This is a genomic window from Moraxella sp. DOX410, assembly GCF_032248735.1.
Taxonomy (GTDB): Bacteria; Pseudomonadota; Gammaproteobacteria; order Pseudomonadales; family Moraxellaceae; genus Faucicola; species Faucicola tetraodonis.
Genome location: NZ_CP135138.1, coordinates 930,598 through 956,898 on the forward strand (window position 1 = coordinate 930,598; position 26,301 = coordinate 956,898).

Consider the following 26,301-nt stretch of genomic DNA (forward strand, 5'->3'; position numbering starts at 1 on the left):
CTAAGGTTGTATAAATTTCTTTAGGGTCTAAATGAGGGTAAAACCGATAATTTCAAGACGTTGCAGTTTGGCGTTGAAAAAAGCCCCATCCATAAACCTATCCATAACCCCATTTATAACCCAATTCATAAAAAGCCACATTTATAGAAAAATCACATTCATAAATCCTCCCATAAAAAAACCGAGAACATTGTCTCGGCTTTTTTGGATGGATATAACATTAATCATTCTCTAGAAATGAACGTAGATGTTCAGAGCGAGAAGGGTGGCGCAGTTTACGCAGCGCTTTGGCTTCAATCTGACGAATACGCTCACGGGTGACATCAAATTGTTTACCCACTTCTTCTAAGGTATGGTCGGTAGACATATCAATACCAAAACGCATTTTAAGCACTTTGGCTTCACGTTCGGTGAGGTTGGCTAACACTTCACGGGTAGCTTCTTTTAACCCTTGTGCCGTTGCTTCATCCACTGGGCTTGAGATGCTCGAATCCTCAATAAAATCACCCAAGTGACTGTCCTCATCGTCCCCAATTGGGGTTTCCATTGAGATAGGCTCTTTGGCGATTTTGAGTACTTTACGGACTTTGACTTCGTCCATCTCTAAGCGTTCGCCCAACTCCTCAGGGGTAGGCTCGCGTCCCATTTCTTGTAATAGCTGGCGCGATACACGGTTGATTTTATTGATGGTCTCAATCATGTGTACAGGGATGCGGATGGTACGGGCTTGGTCAGCAATCGAGCGGGTGATGGCTTGGCGAATCCACCAAGTGGCATAGGTCGAGAATTTATAACCACGGCGATATTCAAATTTATCTACCGCTTTCATCAAGCCAATGTTACCTTCTTGAATCAAGTCAAGGAACTGCAAACCGCGGTTGGTATATTTTTTAGCAATCGAAATAACCAGACGTAAGTTCGCCTCGACCATTTCTTTTTTGGCGCGGCGGGCTTTGGCTTCACCCACAGACATGTTACGTGCGACCACTTTCATTTGGTCGATGTTCATGCCAAGATTTTGCTCATGCTGCTGGATACGACCTTGATACTGTAATACTTCATCAAGTACCCGCTCTAACGTGTCGGCAAAGGCAGGTTTGCCTGCGATACGGTTAGGGAGCCAGTCAAGGTTGGTTTCATTATGCGGAAAGGTTTTGCGAAACTCATCTTTTGGCATTTTACCGCGGCGAATCACCAGTTTCATGATGTGACGTTCGTTTTTACGCACGTCTTCATACACCTCGCGCATCATATCCATGATATTGTCAGAGACGCGGCTATTGAGCTTAAATAGCATAAAGCAGTTGGCAAGCTCATTCATCGCCGCTTTGACCACTTCGCTATCACGGTCATGGGTGGCTAATAAATCATTGACCTTGGTGAACAATTGCTCTAATTCTTCAAAGCGCAGACGCACTTCTTCAGGGTCAAGACCGCTGGCTTCTTCGGTATCGGCATCTTCACTGACGTCGCCATCGGCTTCTTCGATTTCATCGGCGTTTTCGGCTTCATCGTCGAGCTCATCCTCGGCTTTTTCGTCTTTGACTTTAGGTTTGATAATCGGTAACGCGATTTCTACCTCTTCGTCATCGGCAAGCGGGATGACATCAGCGGCTTCAGGGTCAAGAAAACCGGTAATAATATCCGAGACTTTCTTTTCACCTTCAAAGGTTTGGTGGTATTCATTAATGAGCATAGCCACGGTACCTGGCCAAAAGGTCATGGCATGTTGTACATCTCGAATACCATCTTCGATACGCTTAGCAATCGCAATCTCACCTTCACGGGTGAGTAGGTCAACCGTACCCATCTCACGCATATACATACGCACAGGGTCAGTGGTGCGACCTGGCTCAGATTCTACTGAGGCAAGTACCGCGGCGGCTTCATCGACAGCAATTTCGTCATCATCCGCATCATCGCTAAGCATAATGTCGTCTTCATCAGGCGCGGTCTCAAAAATCTTGATGCCAACGTCTGTGAGCATTTGAATAATATCATCAATCTGGTCACTTTCAGTTACCGATTCGGGGAGTTGGTCATTAATCTCAGCATAGGTGAGATAACCTTGCTCTTTACCTAATTGAATCAGCGTGGCTAATTGAGAAGTTGAATGTTCGCTCATGAGGGCTCGCTTTGATATTGGTTAAAAAAATAAATAATGTAATAGCACGACAAATAAGCTAATGACTGTATTTCTTCATTTTTATCAAGGGATACACCCTGCAAATGACAGTCGAGGACTAAATAAAGATTTAGTATGATTAAAAAGCGGTAGTCAACCTATTATTATAACGGATTATATGAGGTTCGCGGGGAGAAAATTAAAGGCAAAGCGGGTAAGTTTTCGCTTTATGCGGAATTTCGCGCAGTTTTTGGCGGGTTATTTTGGTAAATCAATCGATATCAAGCTCGATTGCCCCTCTGACTTGACAACAGCAGGGTAGGATTTCGTCATCGTCTAACATCACCAGTGGCTCATTGATGTATTCGATACGGGTGTCATGGTGGCGACGGCGGTATTTGAGCTTACAAGTACCGCAATAACCTTCAAGGCATTGATGATTGGCAGAGATTTTTGAGCGAAGCATGCCTTGTAGCAGCGTCTCAGCGTCATGCAAATAAAACTGCGTGTTGTTGGTAAAAATCCATGCCATAATCGATTATATTGCCTAAATAAAATAAGCGTATGACGAATTACAATTCAAAATCATCAAACGCATCATCACTCAGCTCTGCGTCAATTTGACCGACTAAGTAAGAGGTGATTTCTGACTCTTGGGGCGCGACTTGCACGTTGTCTGAGGACAGCCAAGCATTAATCCATGGAATTGGGTTGTTTTTAATCGCCGCAAAAATAGGGGGTAAGCCAATCGCATCCATACGTAGGTTGGTAATGTACTCAACGTATTGCACCAAGATATTTTCATTCAAGCCAATCATTGAGCCATCTTTAAACAAATATTTTGCCCAAGCTTTTTCTTGTTCAGCCGCGTCTTTGAAAATTTCAATGGCTTGCTGTTGGCAGTCTTGGGCGATTTCGACCATGTCAGGGTCATCTTTGCCCGATTGCATCAAATTAATCATATGCTGGGTGCCGTTTAGATGAAGCGCTTCGTCACGGGCAATCATTTTGATGATTTTGGCATTACCTTCCATCAGTTTGCGCTCAGCAAAGGCAAATGAACAAGCAAACGACACATAAAAACGAATCGCTTCTAGCACATTGATAGCCACCAAGCATAGATACAATTTGGTTTTAAGCAGACGTAAATTGACCTCGACGGGTTTGCCATCAATGACATGACGACCTTCACCGTATAGGTTATATAGCTGAGATAGTTGATACAGCTCGTCATAAAACTTGGCAATCCCTGTCGCGCGCTCTAGGATAAAAGGATTGTCAACGATATCGTCGAATACTTTGCTTGGGTCATTGACCACGTTACGAATAATATGGGTATAGCTGCGAGAATGGATGGTCTCAGAAAATGACCAAGTTTCAATCCAGGTTTCTAATTCAGGAATCGACACCAGCGGCAGTAGCACGGCATTGGGGCTACGACCTTGAATCGAATCAAGCAAGGTTTGGTACTTTAGGTTGCTTAAGAAGATATGTTGTTCATGCACTGACAAGTTGCTAAAATCCAAACGGTCTTTGGAGACGTCAATTTCTTCTGGACGCCAAAAAAACGACAATTGCTTTTCAATCAACTGCTCGAAAACAGGGAATTTTTGTTGGTCGTAACGTGCCACATTGACAGGCTGACCAAAAAACATCGGCTCAAGCAATGGGTCATTTTTGGTTTGGCAAAAGATGGAATATGACATAGCGGTGAATCTTCTTCAATCAAAGTTCAAGACAAGTGGCGTAGCAGTATCACTTAACAATAAGTCAGCTAACAAGTGCATCAACTGGCTAGTGTGCTTGGCTATTATAGATAACAACATATAGCAATTGCAATCCACCCAAGGATTTGATTTTTAAGGATAAAATTTATAACATATTGAAATATATAACTATTTGTATATCAAAAAATTAGTAATTAAATTTATTGACATTTGAAAATCTATATATTGTGTTTTTATTTTAGCACGCAATAAAAAAGACGACTGTCAAAGCCGTCTTTTTGGTCAGATGGGACGATTAGCCAAGATAGGCATTGTACATCCACACCAATTTTTCTTGTTCTTGCACATAGGCAGTCAATTGGTCGGCAGTGCCTTGATCGTCATCTTCATCCGCTAAGTCAATGATTTCGCGTTCTTTAGCGATGGTCATAGTCAGACCTGTTAAAATACCTTTCACACATGCCACACCGTCAGAGACGTTTTTGTCTTCTTTGATGCTTGAGATTTTTAAGAAATCGCTATAAGCATGTAGTGGTGTACCTTGTAAGGTCAAAATGCGCTCAGCAATTTCATCAATTTGGACTTGCAGCGCAGTATATAACTCTTCAAACTTCACATGGAGGGTAAAGAAATCTGAGCCACGCACGTTCCAGTGATAGCCACGCACATTAGTATAGAATATATGATAATTGGCTAATAAGGTATTTAATTGCTCAACAATGGCGCTCATGTCTGCAGCGGCTAGACTGATATCGCGTGTTTTACTTGAGGCAGATTTGGAAGCGGTAGATTTGGCGGTAGTCACTTTTTCACCTGATTTATCGTTATTGTCTAATTGTTCTGAGTCTTGTTTGGTTGCTGATTGTTTTGTAGTGGCTTGTTTTGCCATGTTGTTATCTCCTAAAATGATGATTTTTATTTGTTTAGGACTTAATTGTAAGCCTAAACAATGTGTTATTAAAATTAATCGTTTTTATCAGTACATTTAATTTTATCAATTAAAATGTACGGTATTACCCTAAAAATAATATCAAACATTTGGCATAGCTGTGTGCAAATTTGGTAAATAGTTTTGCTTGCCGCCATAAAAAAACTGCAGTTGCTTGGCTGCAGTTTTTGTGGTCATCGATAATTAGTTGTTGTCTTAATCTTAATCGTTGTCTTAATTGTTTTCTGGGAAGTATTTATCAGTCGGTTTGTCGGTTAAATCAAAACCTGCTTTTCCGATGTTTTGCTGTAAATGATGACGTAAGGTATCAATCGGGAATTTTTGGTGGGCAAGGCGTTTTGGTACGATTTGGCTGCCTTGTTGGCTTTCACCCGTTTTTGGATTTTTGACATCAAACATCATAAAGATATAATCAGGCGTTTCTTGCCAGTTGGTGACACTATCCCATTTGATAACCGCTTGCTGCATACCGCTACTACGCACCAAAGGCTGATTGTAGCCGCGTGGCATGGCGGGCATGTTGGGTGCAGGCATGGACATCACTACCCCATGCTGCTGTACGCCAAGCTTGATTTGTTGCATCTCTGGCGGCATACTTTGGCTTGCCATTTGTTTTTCAAATTCTCGTTTGACATACCATTTAAGACCGTAGGTACATGCCAGCAAATAAATCACCACACCCACGAGCATCAACCAAAAAATAATGGTGGAATAACCGCGCACAAAAATCAGACCTAAAATCGCTAGCACCACGATGACTGCCAAAATTGCCCAAGTTTTTGGGGTGATTTTGGTCAAAGTTTGGTTGTTGGCATCAAACAGCTGCAGCTGTGCTTGACGAAACTCGTCCTCGGTCAGATTCAAATCCACAGGTTGTAGGGTGTAAGGGTACAGCGCCATAAACAATTCACTCACTATCAAACGATAGTTACAAAACGATAAAAGAAGGCTTATCTTACCCAACCTTGACCCAAAAATAAACCTAACAACGCACTTTTTGATAAATTTTTGTTTTACTCCCAATGCAGCGAGGGGCGAACGCCGATAAGCGCATACCGATAAATCGTCAATTTGCCGTGTATTTCTAGTCGCTACCGTGAAAAATCGCTGCAATCTTGCTATCATACACGCTGATATCAACAGCCATTTTGCTGCTTTAACTCAAGTTTGAACAATTTAAGGAACTTATCGCCATGATCGACCCAAAATTACTACGTACAGAACTAGACACGGTCGCCGAAAAACTTGCCAAACGCGGCTATGAGCTTGATAAAGCATTTTGGCAGCAGGTCGAAGAACAGCGCAAATCCATTCAAGTCAAAACCGAAGAACTGCAAGCCAAAAAAAATGCGGGCGCCAAACAAATCGGCGTGATGAAACGCAATGGCGAAAATACTGACGCTTTGATGGCAGAAATGGCGACCATCAGTAGCGAGATGAAACAAGCAGAAGACGCGCTTAAAGCGTTGCAAGAGAAAATTCTAGCGGCAGCTTTAACCATCCCAAACTTGCCTGATGACAGCGTGCCAGCAGGTAAAGATGAAAACGACAATGTCGAAATGCGTCGATGGGGTGAGCCGCGCCAATTTGATTTTGAGGTCAAAGACCATAGCGACTTGGGCGAAAATTTGGGGTTACTTGACTTTGAAATGGCAGCCAAACTGACTGGCTCACGCTTTAGCGTGCTAAAAGGTCAACTCGCCAAACTCAACCGCGCCTTGATTGCCTTTATGCTTACTACCCATACCGACAAATACGGCTATACGGAAATGTATGTGCCGTATATGGTCAATGCCGACAGCCTGCTAGGTACAGGGCAATTGCCAAAGTTTGAAGAAGATTTGTTCAAATTGCGCGGTGAAAAAGAGTATTACTTAATCCCTACGTCAGAAGTGCCGCTTACCAATAGCGTGCGTGACAAAATCCTAGACCCTGAAGCGTTGCCCATCAAAGTGACTGCCCATACCCCCTGTTTTCGTAGTGAAGCGGGTAGTGCCGGGCGAGATACGCGCGGCTTGATTCGTCAGCATCAGTTTGAAAAAGTGGAAATGGTGCAAATTGTCCATCCTGAGACTTCAATGCAAGCGTTAGAGGACATGACAGGACAAGCGGAATATATCTTACAGCAGCTTGGTTTGCCGTATCGGGTGATTGTGCTGTGTGGCGGTGATATGGGCTTTGGCGCGGTGAAAACCTATGACATCGAGGTGTGGCTACCGTCTCAGAATACCTACCGTGAAATCTCTAGCTGCTCAAACTGTGGTGACTTCCAAGCGCGCCGTATACAAGCGCGTGTCAAAGACGGCAAAAAAACCGAGCTGGTGCATACGTTAAATGGCTCAGGTCTTGCGGTGGGTCGTACATTGCTTGCCATCATGGAAAATTACCAAAATGCGAATGGTACTATCACGGTGCCTGAAGTGCTGCGTCCGTATATGGGCGTTGATGTGATTGGTTAGTGGTAACAGTGAAAAAACAGCCAGTTGATTGATTGGCTGTTTTTATTTGGATTTAAAAAAATAGCTGAGAAAAGTAAAACGCTTGACCAGTTTTAGCTAACCCATTTTTGAAAAATGGTGTTTATTAAAACTGTCAATGCTAGGAAGGATTTTGTTAAACTAAAATCTATGAGAATTAAATTGTTATCAGTTTCAACCACTATTTAAAAATTTGGCTATTTCGGTATTCGCAAAAAGTGAGAGCTTTTTTATCAAAGTACTATAATTTTAACAAATGTTCAATAATCTGAGTAAAAAATTGATTAAATTTTATTTTCATTTTATTAAATATAACTTTAAATTTCTTGAGGCATCTCTACTTCTTTAAAGTCATGCCAAGGAACTTTACATTCGGAAATTGATTTATCTCCAAATTTTGTAGCAATCTCTTTAGCTAATACCCTGCAGTGATGAAAGTAAATAATAGATTCTTCTAAAGTTGGTTTGGTTGGTGAATGCTCGTGAGTTAACTCATTTCTACGTTCTGATAAAACTTTATAAATTTCAATCCATTTTTCGCCAATTTCATTTAAATCAAATTTTTTCCATAAATTTAATCTTTTTTCAACTGATTGTCGTTCATATTTTACTAGTTCTCTCTCAACTACCCCATTAATAAGCTTTTCAAAACCTCTCTCATTAAAATCTTTTAAACTGTATTTTTCATCAAAAAATAATTCTTGATTTTCATACATCTTTTGTTTCATTAAATCGAATTCGTAAGCTTCAAGTAGACAATAGTTATAAAGCATAACCTGTGTAGCAATAATTTCATTAGGTGAAATGAAAGTATCTACATGTCCAAAGTAAACGCCACCATTTTCCGAAAAAGTACAAGATTCAGGATTTCCTAAAATTAAATAAAGAGTTTTGCTAAGTTCTGTTGAAACACCTTGCACTAACGGTAAGCACATTTTAATATCTGGCATATTGCGTGCAGATGCTAAACAAGGCTCTTTATCCCATTCTTCACAATTCCAAAGCATTAACTTACTTGCGGATATAGCTAAATCAGAACATCTGACTGCAGATAAGGTGTATAAGTTCATTTTTTCTATTAGTTCTGAGAATTTCATATCATAAATTTATATCTAGAAAACCGAGCATTTATCATACTCGGCTTTTAATTTTAGAACAATATTTTAGACTTGTAATTTTAAATAAAACTTAAGCCACTTCACCTTTTAAGAAGTCTTGCGCGAATTTTTGCAATACGCCCCCAGCATTGTAAGTATCCACTTCCGCTTGGGTATCAAGACGGCAGGTCACAGGCACTTCAAGCGGCTGCGAGCCTTCTTTATTAATCACCAGCGTCAAATCACAACGTGGCGAAATGTCACCAATCACATCATACGTCTCAGTCCCATCTAGCCCTAGCGTGATACGCGTCGTCCCAGCTTTAAATTCAAGCGGCAGCACACCCATACCGATAAGGTTGGTACGGTGAATCCGCTCAAAACCTTCTGCCACAATCGCTTCCACCCCAGCTAGGCGCACACCTTTGGCAGCCCAGTCACGGCTAGAGCCTTGACCATAGTCCGCCCCGGCGATGATAATCAGCGGTTGCTTACGGTTCATGTAAGTCTCAATCGCTTCCCACATCCGCATCACTTGACCTTCAGGCTCAACGCGAGCGAGTGAGCCTTGTTTGGTACTGCCATCGTCATTTTTCACCATTTCATTGAACAGTTTTGGATTGGCAAAGGTCGCACGTTGCGCGGTTAAATGGTCGCCGCGGTGGGTAGCATAGCTGTTAAAGTCTTCTTCGGGCAAGCCCATTTTTGCCAAGTATTCGCCTGCTGCCGAGCTTGCCAAAATCGCATTGGACGGTGACAAGTGGTCGGTGGTGATATTGTCAGGCAAGATGGCGAGTGGACGCATACCTTTGAGGGTGCGTTCACCCGCTAGCGCGCCTTCCCAGTAGGGTGGACGGCGGATATAGGTTGACATGGGTCGCCAGTTATACAGTGGGCTGTCGGCTTTTTCGCTGCGGTCAAGGTTGAACATCGGGATATAGATTTGACGGAATTGTTCAGGTTTAACGTGTTTTGCCACAATCGCGTCAATCTCTTCATCCGATGGCCAAATGTCGATAAGGCGAATCTCTTTACCATTAACCACGCCAAGCACGTCTTTTTCGATGTCAAAACGAATCGTCCCTGCAATCGCATACGCGACGACCAACGGCGGGCTTGCCAAGAAGGCTTGTTTGGCATATGGATGAATACGTCCGTCAAAGTTACGGTTGCCTGACAACACCGCCGTGGCATACAGGTCACGGTCGATGATTTCTTGCTGAATCGCAGGATCTAACGCACCCGACATACCGTTACAGGTGGTACAGGCAAATGCCACGATACCAAAGCCCAGTTTTTCCAGTTCTGGCAATAGGTTAGCGTCTTGCAAGTACAGTTCAGCCACTTTTGAGCCCGGCGCGAATGATGATTTCACCCAAGGTTTACGGGTTAAGCCAAGTTCGTTGGCTTTTTTGGCAAGTAATGCCGCTGCCACCACGTTACGAGGGTTTGAGGTGTTGGTACATGAGGTGATAGCCGCGATAATCACCGCACCATCAGGCATTAAGCCATTCTCTGATTCAGGCACCGCTTCACCTTCTGCATGGGCAATGCCTTTAGCAGAAAGCTCAGAAGTCGATACACGCGCATGGGGATTTGAAGGACCTGCCATGTTACGGGTGACGAGTGACAAATCAAACTCAAGCACACGCTCATAGTCGGCATTGACGAGGTCAGATGACCATAGCCCTGCGGTTTTGGCATAGTTTTCCACCAGTTCGACTTGTTTGTTTTCACGACCGGTGAGGCGTAAATAGTCGATGGTTTGCCCATCAATATAAAATAACCCTGCGGTTGCGCCATATTCTGGGGTCATGTTGGCGATGGTGGCACGGTCACCGATGGATAGGCTGTCTGCGCCTTCACCGAAGAATTCCACATAGGCACCGACCACACGCTCTTTACGTAAGAACTCGGTCAGTGCTAGTACGATATCGGTGGCGGTGATGCCTGCTTGGCGTTTGCCTTTGAGGTGTACGCCCACGATATCAGGCAGGCGCATCATCGATGGGTGACCAAGCATAACGGTTTCCGCTTCAAGACCACCGACACCCACCGAAATCACCCCCAGCGCATCCACGTGTGGGGTGTGGCTGTCTGTGCCCATGCAAGTATCTGGGTAGGCGATACCGTTTTGTACTTGGATTACAGGCGACATTTTCTCCAGATTGATTTGGTGCATGATGCCGTTGCCTGCGGGAATCACATCCACGTTTTCAAAGGCAGTCTTTGTCCAGTTGATAAAGTGAAAACGGTCTTCGTTGCGGCGGTCTTCGATGGCGCGGTTTTTTTCAAACGCATCTGGGTCATAACCACCGCATTCCACAGCGAGCGAGTGGTCAACAATCAGCTGAGTTTGCACCACAGGGTTGACCTTGCTTGGGTCACCGCCTTGCTCAGCGATGGCATCACGCAAGCCTGCCAAGTCTACAAGGGCAGTTTGACCCAAGATGTCATGACACACCACACGGGCAGGGTACCAAGGAAAGTCTAACGTACGCTCACGGTTAATGAGCTGTTTGAGCGCAGCGGTCAGTTCGTTTGGGTCGCTGACTTTACGCACCAGTTGCTCAGCTAAAATACGCGAGGTGTAGGGAAGTTTGTCATACGCCTCTGGGGTGATATCATTCACCGCTTGGCGGGTATCGTAATATTCCAAATCAGAATTGGGTAAGGGTTTGCGGTATTGGCTTGTCATTTGGCTTAACCTTAAAATTAATAATCCATTAGAAAAAAAGCCCTTCAAATCAATGGGTAGGCTGACCTGAAAGGCTTTTTATACGATTAAAACGCTAATTATTGACGCTCATCCAGCGGCACAAATTTTTGGTCATCAGGTCCTGTATAATTGGCACTTGGACGGATGATTTTGCCATCGGCACGTTGCTCAAGCACATGCGCTGACCAGCCTGCGGTACGCGCAATCACAAATAATGGGGTAAACATCGCCGTTGGTACGCCAAGCTTGTGATAACTCACTGCCGAGAACCAATCCAGATTTGGGAACATTTTTTTGTTGTTCCACATCACGGTTTCTAAGCGTTCTGCCACGTCAAATAGGGTCATGTCGCCCGTTTCTTTGGACAAGTTACGAGCCACTTCTTTGATGACCACATTGCGTGGGTCGCTCACGGTATACACAGGGTGACCAAAGCCAATGATAACTTCTTTTTTCTCAAGACGTTCAAGAATGTCTTTTTCTGCATCGTCGGCATTGCGGTAGCGTTTTTGGATGTCATACGCCACTTCATTGGCGCCGCCATGTTTTGGACCTTTTAACGCACCGATTGCGCCGCTAATAGCGGAGTACATATCCGAGCCAGTCCCCGTAATCACGCGGCTGGTAAAGGTTGAAGCATTGAACTCATGCTCAGCGTATAAGATGAGTGAGATGTGCATGGCTTTGATATGCGATTCACTGGGTGCTTCACCTTGTAGTAGCTCAAGGAAGTGACCGCCAATGCTGTCTTGGTCGCTCTCAAGACTGATGACTTTGCCATTGTGGCTATAGTGGTACCAATACAACAGCATTGAGCCTAATGAGGCGATAAGCTTGTCGGCGATATCACGGGCTTCTGAGGTAGGTTGGCTTTCACGCTCAGGCAAGGTGCAGCCCAGTGCCGATACGCCGGTACGCATCACATCCATCGGGTGGGCGTGGGCAGGCAAGGCTTCAAGCACCGCCAGTACATTGACGGGCAAGTTACGCAGGGTTTTGAGTTTTTTCTTGTACGCCGCTAGCTCATGACGGTTTGGCAAATGACCATGAATCAGTAAGTGAGCAACTTCTTCAAACTCGCTGTCCTTTGCCAAATCCAAAATATCATAGCCACGATAGCTTAAGTCATTGCCTGTACGACCTACGGTACATAGGGCGGTGTTACCGGCGGGTACGCCTGATAGGGCAACGCTTTTTTTAGGTTTTGGCTTGTTGTCAGTCGCGTCTGTCACTGGGGTGTTTTTTGACATGGTAAAACTCCTTTTTAGCTTTATTAAATGTTTGGCATTCAGTGTTTAGCCTTAAGTGTTTGGCATTAAGTGTTGAGCATAGTTCGCCAATTATTTTTTTGATTTAAATAATGCGTCCAGTTTTTGCTCATATGAGTGGTAATTTAAGAAATCATACAATTCCATGCGGGTTTGCATGGTGTCGACCACGGAGGTTTGTACGCCTTCATCTTTTAATGCTTGGTAGACATTGAGGGCGGCTTTATTCATCGCACGAAACGCAGATAATGGATAAAGCACCATGTCAACACCCACGTCAAACAGCTCTTTAGTGCTGTAAAGGTCGGTTTGCCCAAACTCAGTCATGTTGGCAAGCACGGGAATGTCTAACACGTCGGTAAATTTGCGGTACATGGCGATATCGGTCAATGCTTCAGCAAAAATCATGTCTGCGCCTGCTTCTTGAAACGCCAACGCACGTTCGACCGCAGCATCCAAACCTTCCACTGACAGCGCATCGGTTCGTGCCATCACCACAAAATCTGGGTCAACTTTGGCATCCAGCGTAGCTTTTAGACGGTCAACCATTTCAGCGGTTGAGACGATTTCTTTGTTGGGGCGATGACCACAGCGTTTTTGCGCCACTTGGTCTTCGATATGGACCGCGGCAACGCCTGCTTTTTCCATCTGTTTGATGGTTTGGGCGATGTTAAATGCACCGCCCCAACCCGTGTCGATGTCAACCAATAATGGTGTGTCAACCGCATTGGTGATACGGGTGGCATCGGTCAATACATCGTTAAGGCTCGTCATACCGAGGTCAGGTAAACCAAATGAGGCGTTGGCAACACCGCCACCTGAGAGATAAATTGCTTTATGACCGACTTGGCTTGCCATCATGGCAGTATAGGCATTGATAGTGCCAACGATTTGAAGGGGACGACCTTCGGCTTTTTCAGACTCAATGGCGTCACGAAATTTGCGACCTGCAGAGATAGGTGCCATGTTGCTTCCTTTTTACATGATTGAAGGGGAAAATAGCAAAGTTAGGGTTAATCAGCCCTGCTTTAGGTTTTGGGCAGGTTATTTGCTGCTTTGCCTTAGTATATCCACAAGTATACGCACAAAAAAACTAGCTGTCAGTACGCCATTTTTAAAAAATAAGTTAAGTAAAAATAACATTATGTGAAAAATGAATAGTAAACTTCTATTTTTACATAATTAGTCACTATAACTTTTGAAAGGTGAATATTTTGCCAAAAGTTTGAAGCGTTTATTTACATTTATTTACAATAAACAGGCGCCCGTTGCTACATTCTTCTAAAATAAGTTTAACAAACTAGGCATCATATACGGGTAAAAATTTGAGGAATTACTTATGGCACAATCAACGTTACCGAGTCATATCAAACAACTGGTCGATAAAAAAAACTACGTCATCGCCATCAAAACCCACGCACAAGAGCAGGGGATTAGCTTAGACGAAGCAAAACAACAAATTGATGCGTATGAAAACCAAGCGTTAGCGGCAAACAGTCAAACGCCGCCTACTGCACATCCTGCGCCATCAGTAGAGACTAAAGAGCAAGGCTTTAGCACATTGACACAAGGATTAGATAATCATCTTAAACAAGAAAATATCACCCTACCGTTATTGCCAAGATGGGTGAAACGCGTGAGTGTGATTATCTTGGTCATCCTGATAATAGGTTGGTTGTTTTATCGATTGTTTAAATAATTAATTGTTTAAATAATCGATAGTTTAGATGATAGGCGCGGCAATAAAAAAAGCGTATGACGATTCAATACGCTTTTTTAATGAAACGCTAGTTTTATTGGACTGCAATTAATTGCCGATTTGCATGTATTTTTGGAAGTTTTCGGCATAATCATCGATATTATCCGACAGCATACGCTCAAAATTCTTGGTGAAATGTTCGATAATATCTTGCTTTTCTTTGGCATAATCAGCGCCTTTGACAAAGCCAGTGGCGGCTGTCCATGCGCTAAAACGCGCCACCGCATACAGCATTGAGGCATTGATTTTACCTGCGTGTATATCATCGGTGCGAAGGGTATTGGCAAGCTGGATAAACTCATCAGCGCGCTCATAAAACGCGTTCATTTCTTCGGTGATTTGGTTGGTGTTTTCGCTCATAACTTTTCTCTACAATTCTCTACCATCAATTAAACGTTAAAAAGGTGCGTAAAACGCACCCTACAAATCTTGTATTTCGTCAATAAAATTATAAACCTGCGTCTGCTTTAAGTAGTGCTGCGCGGTCAGTACGCTCCCAAGTAAAAGCGGTTTCAGTGCCTTGGCGACCAAAGTGACCATAGCTCGCTGTTTGCTCATACATGGGCTGGAGTAGGTTAAGCATACGCGTGATACCATACGGACGTAAATCAAAATGCTGACGAATAAAGTCGACAATCTTGTCATCGCTGATTTTGCCCGTGCCAAACGTGTTGACAGAGATAGAGGTTGGCTCTGCTACACCAATGGCATAACTTACTTGAATTTCACAGCGCTCCGCCAGTCCTGCCGCTACGATATTTTTGGCAACATAACGCCCTGCGTAGGCTGCACTGCGGTCAACCTTTGATGGATCTTTACCTGAGAACGCACCGCCGCCGTGACGCGCCATACCGCCATACGTGTCTACGATGATTTTACGACCCGTCAAACCTGCATCCCCCACAGGACCACCAATCACAAATAACCCCGTTGGGTTGATATGATACTTCGTGTCTTTGTGCAGCATCGCGGCTGGGATGACAGGCTTGATGATTTCTTCCATCACTGCCTCATGCAAATCTTTTTGCGAGATACTTGGATCGTGTTGGGTTGATAGTACCAGCGCATCAATAAACGCAGGTTTATCGCCATCATAGCGTACCGTGACTTGCGCTTTGGCATCGGGACGCAGCCACGCTAATGTGCCGTCTTTACGCAATTGCGCTTGCTTTTCCATCAAACGATGGGAAAACTGAATAGGGGCGGGCATCAACACATCCGTCTCATGGGTGGCATAACCAAACATCAAACCTTGGTCACCAGCACCTTGCTCTTCAGGGCGCGAGCGGTCAACGCCTTGGGCGATTTCGGGGGATTGTTTGCCAAGCATATTAATAACCGCGCAGGTTGCGCCATCAAAGCCCAATTCTGAGCTATTGTAGCCAACGCGCAGGACGGTATCACGCACGATTTTTTCAAAATCAACATTGGCGGTGGTGGAGATTTCACCTGCCAGCACCACGCCGCCTGTTTTGGTCAAGGTTTCGCATGCCACACGCGCATGAATGTCTTGCTCAAGGATGGCGTCAAGGATAGCATCAGAGATTTGGTCAGCGAGTTTGTCTGGGTGACCTTCACTGACAGATTCAGAGGTAAATAGTTGATATTCACGCATTTAATTTTCTCATTACATCAAGGGTGATAGAAAATTAATCGCTTTGCAAACCTATCTCTATTTTACATTTTAAAACGAGAACAAAGCAAAAATAGAAAGTCACGGACTGCGATACAGCACGAGCAAGTTTGCAAAATGATTAACGAAAAAATGATTAATATGACTAATAGCAAAATGACTCATACAAGTCATTGCCGCTACAGTGGAAAAAGTCAGGGGATATTATAAGGGATTTTGCCAAATTAACCTAATGCTTTTAAATGCCTAACTGGAATAGACTAATGGGGTAATTTTAACAAGTTTGATGATGGCTGGTTTGTTAATGGTTGGTCTTTTTTAATAAACCCAATCACTGATACAATATTTCGCGTTATTTTGCTTTAACTTCTCACCCATCAACCCCATTATTTACCCATCTGTGACTACGATAAAGACAATAAAATGCGACCACCTCAATCTTCCCGCTTCGAACGTGAACTTAGCCAACTTGCCCGCCAAATCCAAGATGATGCCCAAATCACAGGTGTCAATGCCAGTGGCACCCAAATCTCAAGTAAACCTTTTGAGATGGTGACCGAATTTGAACCCTCAGGCGACCAACCGCAAGCGATTGCCAAATTGGTTGATGGCATTGAGCGCGGCATGCACGGTCAGCTGCTCTTAGGGGTGACAGGCTCAGGTAAAACCTACACCATGGCAAAAGTGATTTCCCAATGCCAGCGTCCCACCATTATCATGGCACACAACAAAACCCTTGCCGCCCAGCTATATGGCGAGTTTAAGGCGTTCTTTCCGCACAATGCTGTGGAATATTTTGTCAGTTATTACGACTATTATCAGCCTGAAGCGTATGTACCTGCCAGCGATACCTTTATCGAAAAAGACAGCGCCATTAACGACCATATCGACCAAATGCGACTGTCTGCCACGCGTGCGCTACTCGAACGTCGTGATGCCATTATCATTGCATCGGTATCTTGTATCTATGGTCTCGGTGACCCAGAAAGCTACCTAAAAATGCTCCTCCACATCGTAGTGGGCGACAAAATCGATCGCACTGCCATGCTCAAACGCTTGGTGGAGCTGCAATATACCCGTAACGAGCTTGACTTTGGGCGAGGTACTTACCGCTTACGTGGCGAGGTGCTGGATATTTACCCGGCTGAGTCTGAACAGCTTGCAGTGCGTATCAGTATGTTTGATGATGAAGTGGAGAAAATCACTTGGTTTGACCCGTTGACAGGTAAGAACGTGCGCAGTGTGCCACGCATTACCATCTATCCAAAATCTCACTACGTGACCCCACGAGACAAGCTCGAAAGAGCCAGTGGCACTATCAAAGCTGAGCTTGAACAACGCCTTGAGTATTTTCGAGCGCATGACAAACTGATTGAAGCCCAGCGTATCAAAGAACGCACCACTTATGATTTGGAAATGATTCAACAGCTTGGCTACTGTAACGGCATTGAGAACTATTCGCGCCACTTATCGGGACGTCCTGCGGGTGAAGCACCGCCGACGTTATTTGACTATATTCCGCCCGATGCCTTGTTATTTATTGATGAAAGCCATGTAACCGTGCCACAAGTCGGCGCGATGTATAAAGGCGATAGAAGTCGTAAAGAAACCTTGGTCAATTACGGCTTTCGCCTGCCATCTGCGATGGATAACCGCCCGCTGATGTTTGAAGAATGGGAGCGTATTACCCCTGCGACCATTTTTGTGTCGGCGACCCCTGCCCAATACGAGCTTGAGCACAGCGAACAGGTCGTTGAGCAAGTGGTACGTCCGACCGGTCTAGTTGATCCACAGCTTGAGATTCGCCCTGTCTTGACACAAGTTGATGATGTGCTATCAGAAATCAACATTCGTAAAGCCAAAGATGAGCGAGTGCTGATTACCACGCTCACCAAACGCATGGCAGAAGATTTGACCAGTTATCTAAAAGAATACAATATCAAAGTCGCTTATTTGCACTCGGATATCGACACGGTGGAGCGGATGAAAATCATCCACGAACTGCGCACAGGTGTGCATGATGTGCTGGTCGGTATCAACCTGTTGCGTGAGGGCTTGGATATGCCTGAGGTGAGTCTGGTGGCGATTTTTGATGCGGATAAAGAAGGCTTTTTACGCTCGGAGCGTTCGCTCATTCAGACCATCGGTCGTGCCGCGCGCCATGTCAATGGTAAGGCGATTTTGTACGCTGACAGCATTACCCCAAGTATGCAAAAGGCGATTGAAGAAACCGAGCGTCGCCGTGCCAAACAGATGGCGTATAACGAAGAACATGGTATCACGCCGACATCCGCTCGTCGTCAGATTACCGACAAAATCGACACAGGCGAGGCAGAAGCCCCGAATGATAACCAAGCAATTGCGGTCACCCATGCGTTCCCCGATGTGGATATTTCGATTTTGCGTTCGCCTGATTTGCTTGCCAAAGAGATTGCACGGTTAGAAAAAGAGATGAAAGCCTTGTCGCGTGATTTGAAGTTTGAAGAAGCGGCGAAAGTGCGGGATAAAGTGGTAAGTTTACGTGAGTTTGTGCTGCAATGATAGTGGACGATGGGTGTTAAATGAGCGGTTTTACCCCAAGAAAAGTAATAGCTTTTCTTGGGGCAAGTTTAAGCTGTCATCCAACTTTTTACATTAAACATCATCATTTTCCTTACTAAGTTTTTGTTTTAACGGACTAACGAAATAAAAAATCCCTACCATAAACACACTAATCAATACCGCAATCTCTAGCCGCCCCATCGCCACTGCCACGCCCACACAGCCTGCCGCCCAAATCGCTGCCGCCGTTGAGGTGCCTTCAATACGGTCATCTTTTTGTAAAATCGCGCCGCCTCCCACAAAACCAATGCCAGTAATAATTCCGCCTAGCACTTCCCCCATTAGACTATCATCATCGCCATTTAATTCAAAACCCAACAAGGTAAAACAGCAACTTGCCAAACTCACCAAAGGAAAAGTGCGTAGCCCGATACTTTGTCGGCTGCTCTCACGGTTAAACCCAACCGGCAATACCAACCCAAACGCAAGCGCCATTTGAACGGTATGCGCTAACATGACGTCCCAATCAAAATCAAATAAACTCTCTAACATCCCTATCATGACACCACCAAATTTAACGATCGTAACAAAACATTATCACAATTAGCAGACAGTTTCGTTGCGCAAGGGTTATCAGAATCTATCCACTTGTGCTAAATAGACTGCAATTTTAGCAAGTTAGCACAGATTTTAAAATCCGCTGTTGAACTATGGCATAATAACCGCACATTGATACATTATGAGTAAAAAAAAGAGTTCACCATGACCAACGTCACCGAAACCAACCAAACCGAAAATCCCCAGCTATTAAACACCGAAATGCCCGATGTACCCATCAATATACCCACGCCAGACCCCAGTTTAAATAGTCACCAATTAAATAATAATCAACCGCAAAAAATCTATCTAAAAGACTACACGCCGCCGGTCTTTAGCGTCAATCACATTGACCTTAACATTGAGTTGTTTGATAGCGCTGATAAAAAGCAGGCAACCGTCACCGCCAATCTTGACATGACAAGAAACACGGCAGGCGATTTGGTACTCTTTGGACGAGAATTACAACTTGAATCAGTTACCTTAAACGGCAAAACTTTAAGCGAAAGCGACTACCAACTAGACCAAGAAAGCCTAACGATTGTTAACGCGCCAGACACCTGTCAGATTACCACCGTCGTCACCATCGTGCCGCAAACCAATACCAGTCTAGAAGGCTTATACCAAGCAGGGGAAGGGGCGGACAAAATGTTCTGTACCCAGTGTGAGCCAGAAGGGTTTCGTAAAATCACCTTTTATCCAGACCGTCCCGATGTGCTTGCTACCTTCACCACACGCATTGAAGCAGATAAAACTTACCCAACGCTGCTTGCCAATGGTAATTTAATCGACCAAGGGGAGCTTGCGGGCGACCGTCATTTTGCGGTGTGGCAAGACCCAACCAAAAAACCGAGTTATCTATTCGCTTGCGTGATGGCAGATTTGGACGTATTGACCGACCATTACACCACTAGCGAAGGGCGTGAGGTGCTGCTTGAATTATACGCCAAGCATGAAAACATCGAGCAGTGCCATGTCGGCATGCAAGCGTTAAAAGACTCAATGAAATGGGACGAAGACAACTACGGACGGGCGTATGACCTTGACCGCTATATGATTGTGGCGGTGAGCCAGTTTAATATGGGCGCGATGGAAAACAAGGGATTAAATATCTTTAATACCGCTTGCGTACTATCTAGCCCAGAGACCACCACCGATCGCCGTAACTTTAATGTCAAAGCGGTAATTGCCCATGAATACTTCCATAACTGGACGGGCAACCGCATTACCTGCCGTGACTGGTTTCAGCTGTGCCTAAAAGAAGGCTTTACCGTATTTCGTGACCAGTCTTTTTCCGAAAGTCTGCATTCCCCTGCGGTACAGCGGATTGATGATGTGGCAACATTGCGAGCGGCGCAGTTTCCTGAAGACGCTAGCCCATTGGCACACCCGCCACGTCCTAACCATTTTGTCGAGATTAATAATTTCTACACCGCCACAGTGTACGAGAAAGGCGCAGAAATCGTGCGTATGATTGCCAATACGCTTGGCAAAGAAAAATTCCGCCAAGGCACGGACGAATATTTTCGCCGTTATGACGGGCAAGCGGTCACGGTTGAAGACTTGTTATCTGCACTGAGCGTTGCAGACCCAAGTATTGAAACATTTATTGATTGGTACACCCAGCCAGGCACGCCTGTGTTGTCGGGGCATTTTGAAAAAACAGCTGACAAGCTTATCTTGACGCTAAGCCAACACACGCGCCCAGTGGCAGGCTATCCTGCGCCAAAAGCTTTGCCAATTCCTATCAAAATGGCGATTTTTAACCGTGCCAATGGGCAACTGGTACACGAAGATTTGGTATTACTGCGCGAAGATAGTCAGACGTTTAACTTTGACGGTTTGTTTACCACAGCGGATTTTGACCCTGTAGTGTCATTGCTTCGTGATTTTTCCGCGCCTGTTCAGCTCAATTTTGAGTATAGCAATGATGATTTGGCGTTTTTGATGCAGTATGAGACCAATGGCTTTAACCGTTGGCAAGCGGCACAGTTGTTGGTCAATCGTATTTTATTGCAAAATGCCGATACTGATGCCTATATCACGGCATTAAAAGCCAGTCTGCCAGCGCTATCAGAAACCGATCCCATGCTAGCGGCGCGGTTACTAGATATGCCAAGCGAGCGAGAGCTGGGTAGTGCGATTCAGACCGACTATGACCCTAGCCAAGTTCGTGCCCGTCATCAAGCGGTCAAAAAAGCCGTGGCGGTAGAGCTTAAAGACATTTGGCAAAGTGCGTATGCCAAACTGCCGATTAGCGCGTATGAAGATACAGCCGAAGCCATGGGCGTGCGGGCGTGGCGAAATGTGGTGCTGGATATGGCGTTATTGGCGGGCGTGAATGATGCCAAACACTGGGCGATTAGCCAGTACCAACAAGCGTCTTGTATGACAGAGCGTTTAGGCGCGTTAAATGCAGCGGTGGAGCATGGTTTGCCCCAAAAAGCCGAATGGCTTGCCGATTTTTACCAACGCTTTCATCATGATGCATTGGTGATGGATTTATGGTTTGGTGTCCAAGCCAATGACAGCCAGGCGAGCATTGCCGATATTTTTGCGTTAACCTCACATCAAGACTTTGATATCAATACCCCAAACCGGGTGCGGGCAGTGCTCGGTGGATTGCTTGCGCAGCCTACCAAAATTTGGACACAGCAGGGCGTTGAGCAGTATTTGAGTATGATGCAAGATTTGGATAAACGCAACCCACTGTTGGCGTCACGTTTGATACAAGGGTTATCAAATTGGAATGCCTTGGTAGCAGACAAAAAGTCAATGGTTAACGACGCTTTGATATTAAGCCAAGCTAATATGTCGTCCAAAAATGTGAAGGAAACCTTGCAAAGTATGCTCAATAATCTTTAAAATGCAAGCTTAAACGCTGACAAGCCGTGTCAATAAAATCAAGGGGTAATGCAAAATGTCACAATCTGAACGACAACAGATTATATTTTGCTTTATCCTAGCGATTACCGCGCTTGCGGTGGCAATGGGAATCGGGCGATTTGCCTTTACACCGATTTTGCCTTTGATGATACAAGAAGGCACGGTGCATCTTGCGCAAACGGCGTGGTTATCAAGTAGCAACTATATTGGCTATTTAGTCGGGGCGCTGTCACTGCTTAAAAGTAAGCGACACCCGCTTTTTGTCATGTTAGGTCTTACCTTAGTCACGCTTACCACTTGGCTGGCGTCGCTAAGCAGCTTTGCTTGGTTGCTTGTGCTACGCTTTTTGGCGGGCGTGGCAAGCGCTTGGGTGCTGGTATCTATCAGTGCGTTTGCAATCAATTGGTTGAAATCAAGACGGGTAGTCACTAGCGGCTTGATTTATACGGGTGTCGGTATCGGTATCACCTTCACAGGATTGATTTGTAGCTATTTTATTTTTCAATCAGCGACGGTGACTATCGCGGCTCAGTCATCATTCAGTCCATTATCGAGTCGATTATGGCAGTATCTAGGCGTGATTGCGCTGCTCGCCACCCTGCTTGTCACCTTTCTGCTGGCGAAAATCAACTCGCAGTTTGCCTCAACAGCTGCTGCCTCAATAGCCGCTGCCAAAACCAACCCTAGCAAAGCTGCTCATACCAATCCTACATCTTCTAGCATACCCCCACCTGCCAAGCTAAAATTAGCGAATGTATTAACTGCCTACGGCTTATTTGGGTTTGGCTATATTTTACCTGCGACTTTTTTGCCACAAATCGCCAAGCAATGGTTATCGGGGCAAAGTTATTTGCTGATTTGGCCATTTTTTGGGTTAGCGGCGGCTTTGTCGGTAGTATTGTCGCAGGGGTTACAACACCGTTATAACAATTTTTCTTTGCTCGGCGTTTGGCGAGTGTCACAAATCATCATGGCGGTTGGTACGTTATTGCCTGCGCTTTGGCATTCGTTGGCAGGTTTGATGTTGTCAGCGCTGATGGTGGGCGGCACCTTTATGGTGGTGACGATGGCAGGGCTGCAAGTGGCAGCAAGCCAAGTCACGCACTACCCTAAATACAACTTAAGTGCGATGATGACCGCAAGTTTTGCATTCGGGCAGCTTATCGGACCGTTAACTGCGCTAGTTGCAACAGGCAAAAATATTTGGCTTGCGTTGTTACCCGTCTCAGCTATTGTTTTGCTTATTGGGGTGGCGCTACTTTGGCGACCGTATCAACATCAACAATCATCAAATCATGTTTAAATCACTTCTAACGGGGCAACCATGAATAACCAAGCTACGAGTAATCAAACTGTGAGCAATCAAACCATTGAACTTTTACAAAATCATCGGGTGTATCGAGAATTTGACAGTAGCGCCACTGTGCCAGATTCGCAATTAAATGACATTATCAAATGCGCCCAGCAAGCGCCCAGTTGGCAAAACGGACAGCACTACAGCATTATCAACATCAGTGATAAGGCGTTACGTCAAAAAATCGTCGATTTGCAACCGCGCAACCCACAGATTGCCCAATGTAGCGTGTTTTTGGTATTTGTGATGGATGGTTATCGCTCTTATTTGAGCAGTGAAACGTATGATGGCAGCTTTGAGGGGTTTAAGGATAGTGATACATTGATTACGCTGGCTACCGATACGGCATTGGCGGCGCAAAATGCCACGGTGGCGGCAGAGAGTTTGGGTTATGCCACCTGTCCGATTGGCGGTTTGCGTATGATTGCCAATGACTTAATCGAACTGCTTCAGTTACCAAAATATACCTATCCAATTTTTGGCTTATGTATCGGTAAACCTAGCGTAGAAATGCGCCTAAAACCGCGTTTGCCAAAATCTGCGGTGTATTTTGAAAACCAATACAATACTGAAAACTTGCCGCAAATGCTCGCGGATTACGAGCAAACCATTTTGGCGTTTAATGAAGCGCGTGAGCGTAAGCCATACCGTCAAAAATTTGCCGATTACTATAGTCAACCGTATGTCGCTGCTGCAGAAGATTGGCTCAAAGCGCAGGGTTTTTTGACAAAACAAAAATAACGTGTAAAATTCGCGCAGTTGACAGATGAGAGCAAAGTTATGGCAAATTCGCAAAGACAACCCACCCATCAAAATACCGGTAATGATAGCGGCTGGTTCCCAAAATGGCAGCCTTACGATGGGCATTTAGATCATCATCCTGTGCGTATTCATGAGTATTTACCTGCTGATAAAAGTCTGTTACTTGGGCTGCAACATGCGTTTGCGATGTTTGGGGCAACTGTGCTTGCGCCGCTATTGATGGGATTTGATGCCAACCTTGCGATTTTGATGGCGGGGCTTAGTACGGTGCTGTTTTTCTTTTTGACGGGTGGGCGAGTACCCAGTTATTTAGGGTCAAGTTTTGCGTTTATCGCGCCTGTCATCACGGCAACGGCTTATACAGGGTCAGGCTTTAACGGTAATTTATCCGTGGCGCTCGGTGGTATTTTTGTCTGTGGTATTTTTTATGGCATGGTCGGATTACTGGTGATGAAAACAGGGGTTGGCTGGATTGAGAAACTCATGCCGCCTGTGGTAACCGGTGCGATTGTGATGATTATCGGGCTAAATTTGGCGCCAGTGACTATCAAAGGCGTGTCGGGGAACCAGTTTGATAGTTGGGTTGCGTTGATGACGATATTGTGTATCAGTGCGGTCGCTGTGTTTAGCCGCGGTATGCTGCGTCGTTTGTTGCTACTGATTGGATTGGTATTGGCGTATATGGCATATTTTGTGCTCACCAATGTGCTTGGGTATGGCAAGCCGATTGATTTTACCCCAGTTGCTCAAGCAGCTTGGGTCGGATTACCCAATTTTTATCATCCGACGTTTGATATCAACGCAATGATTTTGATTGCCCCGGTTGCCTTTATTTTAATCGCCGAAAATTTAGGCCATATCAAAGCGGTAGAAGCCATGACAGGACAAGCGGTATCGCCTTATATGGGACGAGCGTTTTTCGCCGATGGTCTGTGTACAGCGATGTCATCGAGCATGGGCGGTACGGGCGTGACAACCTATGCGGAAAATATCGGCGTGATGGCAGTGACCAAAGTATACTCGACCACGGTTTTTGTGGTGGCAGGCTTGATTGCTGTGCTACTGGGGCTGTCACCAAAATTTGGCGCGCTTATCCATACCATCCCAGCGCCATTATTGGGCGGTGCCTCGATCGTGGTGTTCGGGCTTATCACGGTAGCAGGGGTCAAAATTTGGCTGGATAATCACATTGATTTTAGCAAAAATGCTAATTTAATCATTGCTGCAGTGACCGTCATTATGGGCGCTGGGGATTTTAGCTTACATATTGGACAATTTAATTTGGGTGGTATCGGTACTGCGACAGTGGTCGCCATCGTGTTAAATTTACTGTTTAGCCGCAGTGAAAAATCCAAATTGACGGTTTTGAAATAAACTAAAAAAACGCGTTACTTTGGGTAGGGCGTTGTTGCTGGATAAGCTGTTTGATAAGCTGTTTGATAAGTTGTTTGCTAAAAAGGGCAATATCTCACCAAAAATTGACGAAAAAGGATGTCGCATGAGCGAAAACAATGTAGCAAAACATAAGGGATTGAGCGCAACCAGTTATTTGTTTGTACCCGCCATCAATATTGAGCGGGTGGAAAAAGCCTTTGCCCGTGGCGCAGATACGGTGATAATTGACTTAGAAGATGCGGTCAGTGATAGTGTCAAAATGCAATCACGTGACAATGTGGTCAATTATCTAAGCCGTGCCGATGCCCAGCCTGTTTGGGTGCGTATCAATGCCGCAAGTAGTAACCACCAAGCGGGCGATATTGATTTGCTAAAATCTTTGCCAGCGTCCGCAATCAACAACGTGATTGGGGTAGTGCTACCCAAAGTCGAGCACGCCATAGAGATTGACCGCGTCCGTCATGCGCTCGCCAAACCCATGATTGCCTTGATTGAGACGCCCAAAGGCATGGCAAATATACCCAACATCGCCGCTGCGGCAGGCTTGACTGCGCTCAGTTTTGGCTTTTTGGATATCTGTGAAAAATTGGGCGTGCGCGCAGACAGCGAGGCAGGTCAGATGGTTGCCAACCAAATCCGTTATCAGCTAAGCTTGCATAGTGCTATCAATGCGCTCACCCCACCGATTGAATGCGTATACCCGCCTTTTAATGATGATGACGGTTTGACCCAGCGTGTCAATGGGTGGCGCGATTTGGGTTTTTCAGGGATGCTATGTATTCATCCAAACCAAGTCGCTATTGTCAATGCACTGGCTAGACCCAGCCAAGCACAGCTTGCCTTTGCCAAAAAAGTGGCTGACCATTATGCACAGACAGGGCTTGCCGCATTTGCCATGGATGGACAGATGGTCGATACTCCGGTGATTGTGCAAGCGCAAAAGCTGATTCAAAAATACCAACCCTAAGGCTAATCAAACCCTAACCCAACTTATAACAACACAAACCATAAC

At 45.1% G+C, this 26,301-nt stretch carries 20 protein-coding genes; 8 read left to right on the forward strand and 12 right to left on the reverse strand.

Annotated elements, in window-relative coordinates:
- Nucleotides 1-220: 220 nt before the first annotated feature.
- The 5 genes from rpoD to RNZ41_RS04230 all read right to left on the reverse strand — a co-directional run bounded on the left by rpoD (nt 221) and on the right by RNZ41_RS04230 (nt 5,701).
- Nucleotides 221-2,125 carry an RNA polymerase sigma factor RpoD gene (rpoD, locus tag RNZ41_RS04210; RefSeq protein ID WP_314027654.1) on the reverse strand — a complete coding sequence of 635 codons (1,905 nt, stop codon included), beginning with the start codon at nt 2,123-2,125 and terminating at the stop codon, nt 221-223.
- 271 nt (nt 2,126-2,396) lie between these two features.
- Complete coding sequence (locus RNZ41_RS04215; RefSeq protein WP_309576837.1) at nt 2,397-2,657, reverse strand: 2Fe-2S iron-sulfur cluster-binding protein; 261 nt, start codon at nt 2,655-2,657, stop codon at nt 2,397-2,399.
- A gap of 40 nt (nt 2,658-2,697) precedes the next feature.
- Nucleotides 2,698-3,831: a class Ia ribonucleoside-diphosphate reductase subunit beta gene (gene nrdB, locus RNZ41_RS04220; RefSeq protein ID WP_060994288.1), complete on the reverse strand. Its 1,134-nt coding sequence runs from the start codon at nt 3,829-3,831 to the stop codon at nt 2,698-2,700.
- 316 nt (nt 3,832-4,147) lie between these two features.
- A complete protein-coding gene (locus tag RNZ41_RS04225; protein ID WP_409950681.1) occupies nt 4,148-4,741 on the reverse strand; it encodes a Dps family protein in 594 nt (197 codons plus the stop codon).
- Nucleotides 4,742-5,014: 273 nt separating this feature from the next.
- Entirely contained in the window at nt 5,015-5,701 is a 687-nt protein-coding gene (locus RNZ41_RS04230) for a YcxB family protein (protein ID WP_248107992.1), read from the reverse strand.
- A 293-nt stretch (nt 5,702-5,994) separates the two neighbouring features.
- Between RNZ41_RS04230 and serS the strand changes: the two genes are divergently transcribed.
- Nucleotides 5,995-7,260, forward strand: coding sequence for a serine--tRNA ligase (gene serS / locus RNZ41_RS04235; protein ID WP_314027655.1), 1,266 nt, complete (start codon nt 5,995-5,997; stop codon nt 7,258-7,260).
- 335 nt (nt 7,261-7,595) lie between these two features.
- Here serS and RNZ41_RS04240 read toward each other — a convergent pair whose 3' ends face one another.
- From RNZ41_RS04240 to prpB, 4 genes are all read right to left on the reverse strand, one after another.
- A complete protein-coding gene (locus tag RNZ41_RS04240) occupies nt 7,596-8,375 on the reverse strand; it encodes a hypothetical protein (RefSeq protein WP_201666170.1) in 780 nt (259 codons plus the stop codon).
- A gap of 91 nt (nt 8,376-8,466) precedes the next feature.
- The gene (gene acnD, locus RNZ41_RS04245) at nt 8,467-11,073 is read right to left on the reverse strand and encodes a Fe/S-dependent 2-methylisocitrate dehydratase AcnD (protein ID WP_314027656.1); all 2,607 of its coding nucleotides are present in this window, start codon (nt 11,071-11,073) and stop codon (nt 8,467-8,469) included.
- A 98-nt stretch (nt 11,074-11,171) separates the two neighbouring features.
- Nucleotides 11,172-12,344, reverse strand: a complete 1,173-nt coding sequence (gene prpC, locus RNZ41_RS04250; protein ID WP_314027657.1) for a bifunctional 2-methylcitrate synthase/citrate synthase — start codon at nt 12,342-12,344, stop codon at nt 11,172-11,174.
- 90 nt (nt 12,345-12,434) lie between these two features.
- On the reverse strand, nt 12,435-13,328 hold the full coding sequence (prpB, locus tag RNZ41_RS04255; RefSeq protein ID WP_173846721.1) for a methylisocitrate lyase: 894 nt from the start codon (nt 13,326-13,328) through the stop codon (nt 12,435-12,437).
- Nucleotides 13,329-13,701: 373 nt separating this feature from the next.
- On the opposite strand from prpB, the gene RNZ41_RS04260 reads away from it, so the two are divergent.
- Nucleotides 13,702-14,061 carry a hypothetical protein gene (locus RNZ41_RS04260; protein WP_159676441.1) on the forward strand — a complete coding sequence of 120 codons (360 nt, stop codon included), beginning with the start codon at nt 13,702-13,704 and terminating at the stop codon, nt 14,059-14,061.
- 108 nt (nt 14,062-14,169) lie between these two features.
- On the opposite strand, the gene RNZ41_RS04265 is transcribed toward RNZ41_RS04260, so the two are convergent.
- Both RNZ41_RS04265 and metK read right to left on the reverse strand, forming a co-directional pair.
- On the reverse strand, nt 14,170-14,481 hold the full coding sequence (locus RNZ41_RS04265) for a DUF3144 domain-containing protein (protein ID WP_065263831.1): 312 nt from the start codon (nt 14,479-14,481) through the stop codon (nt 14,170-14,172).
- An 88-nt stretch (nt 14,482-14,569) separates the two neighbouring features.
- Nucleotides 14,570-15,736 carry a methionine adenosyltransferase gene (metK, locus tag RNZ41_RS04270; protein WP_095356014.1) on the reverse strand — a complete coding sequence of 389 codons (1,167 nt, stop codon included), beginning with the start codon at nt 15,734-15,736 and terminating at the stop codon, nt 14,570-14,572.
- A 441-nt stretch (nt 15,737-16,177) separates the two neighbouring features.
- On the opposite strand from metK, the gene uvrB reads away from it, so the two are divergent.
- Nucleotides 16,178-18,295 (forward strand): excinuclease ABC subunit UvrB, encoded by a 2,118-nt coding sequence (gene uvrB / locus RNZ41_RS04275; RefSeq protein ID WP_314027658.1) that lies wholly within the window; start codon nt 16,178-16,180, stop codon nt 18,293-18,295.
- Nucleotides 18,296-18,388: 93 nt separating this feature from the next.
- Here the strand turns inward: uvrB and RNZ41_RS04280 are convergent, their stop codons facing one another.
- Nucleotides 18,389-18,856: an MgtC/SapB family protein gene (locus RNZ41_RS04280; protein WP_072092957.1), complete on the reverse strand. Its 468-nt coding sequence runs from the start codon at nt 18,854-18,856 to the stop codon at nt 18,389-18,391.
- A 201-nt stretch (nt 18,857-19,057) separates the two neighbouring features.
- On the opposite strand from RNZ41_RS04280, the gene pepN reads away from it, so the two are divergent.
- The 5 genes from pepN to RNZ41_RS04305 all read left to right on the forward strand — a co-directional run bounded on the left by pepN (nt 19,058) and on the right by RNZ41_RS04305 (nt 26,256).
- A complete protein-coding gene (pepN, locus tag RNZ41_RS04285; protein ID WP_409950683.1) occupies nt 19,058-21,757 on the forward strand; it encodes an aminopeptidase N in 2,700 nt (899 codons plus the stop codon).
- Nucleotides 21,758-21,812: 55 nt separating this feature from the next.
- On the forward strand, nt 21,813-23,081 hold the full coding sequence (locus RNZ41_RS04290) for a YbfB/YjiJ family MFS transporter (RefSeq protein ID WP_314027659.1): 1,269 nt from the start codon (nt 21,813-21,815) through the stop codon (nt 23,079-23,081).
- A gap of 21 nt (nt 23,082-23,102) precedes the next feature.
- A complete protein-coding gene (locus RNZ41_RS04295) occupies nt 23,103-23,873 on the forward strand; it encodes a nitroreductase family protein (protein WP_007115726.1) in 771 nt (256 codons plus the stop codon).
- A 39-nt stretch (nt 23,874-23,912) separates the two neighbouring features.
- Nucleotides 23,913-25,268: a solute carrier family 23 protein gene (locus RNZ41_RS04300; protein WP_314027660.1), complete on the forward strand. Its 1,356-nt coding sequence runs from the start codon at nt 23,913-23,915 to the stop codon at nt 25,266-25,268.
- Nucleotides 25,269-25,392: 124 nt separating this feature from the next.
- Nucleotides 25,393-26,256, forward strand: coding sequence for an HpcH/HpaI aldolase/citrate lyase family protein (locus tag RNZ41_RS04305; protein WP_314027661.1), 864 nt, complete (start codon nt 25,393-25,395; stop codon nt 26,254-26,256).
- The last annotated feature ends 45 nt before the right edge of the window (nt 26,257-26,301 follow it).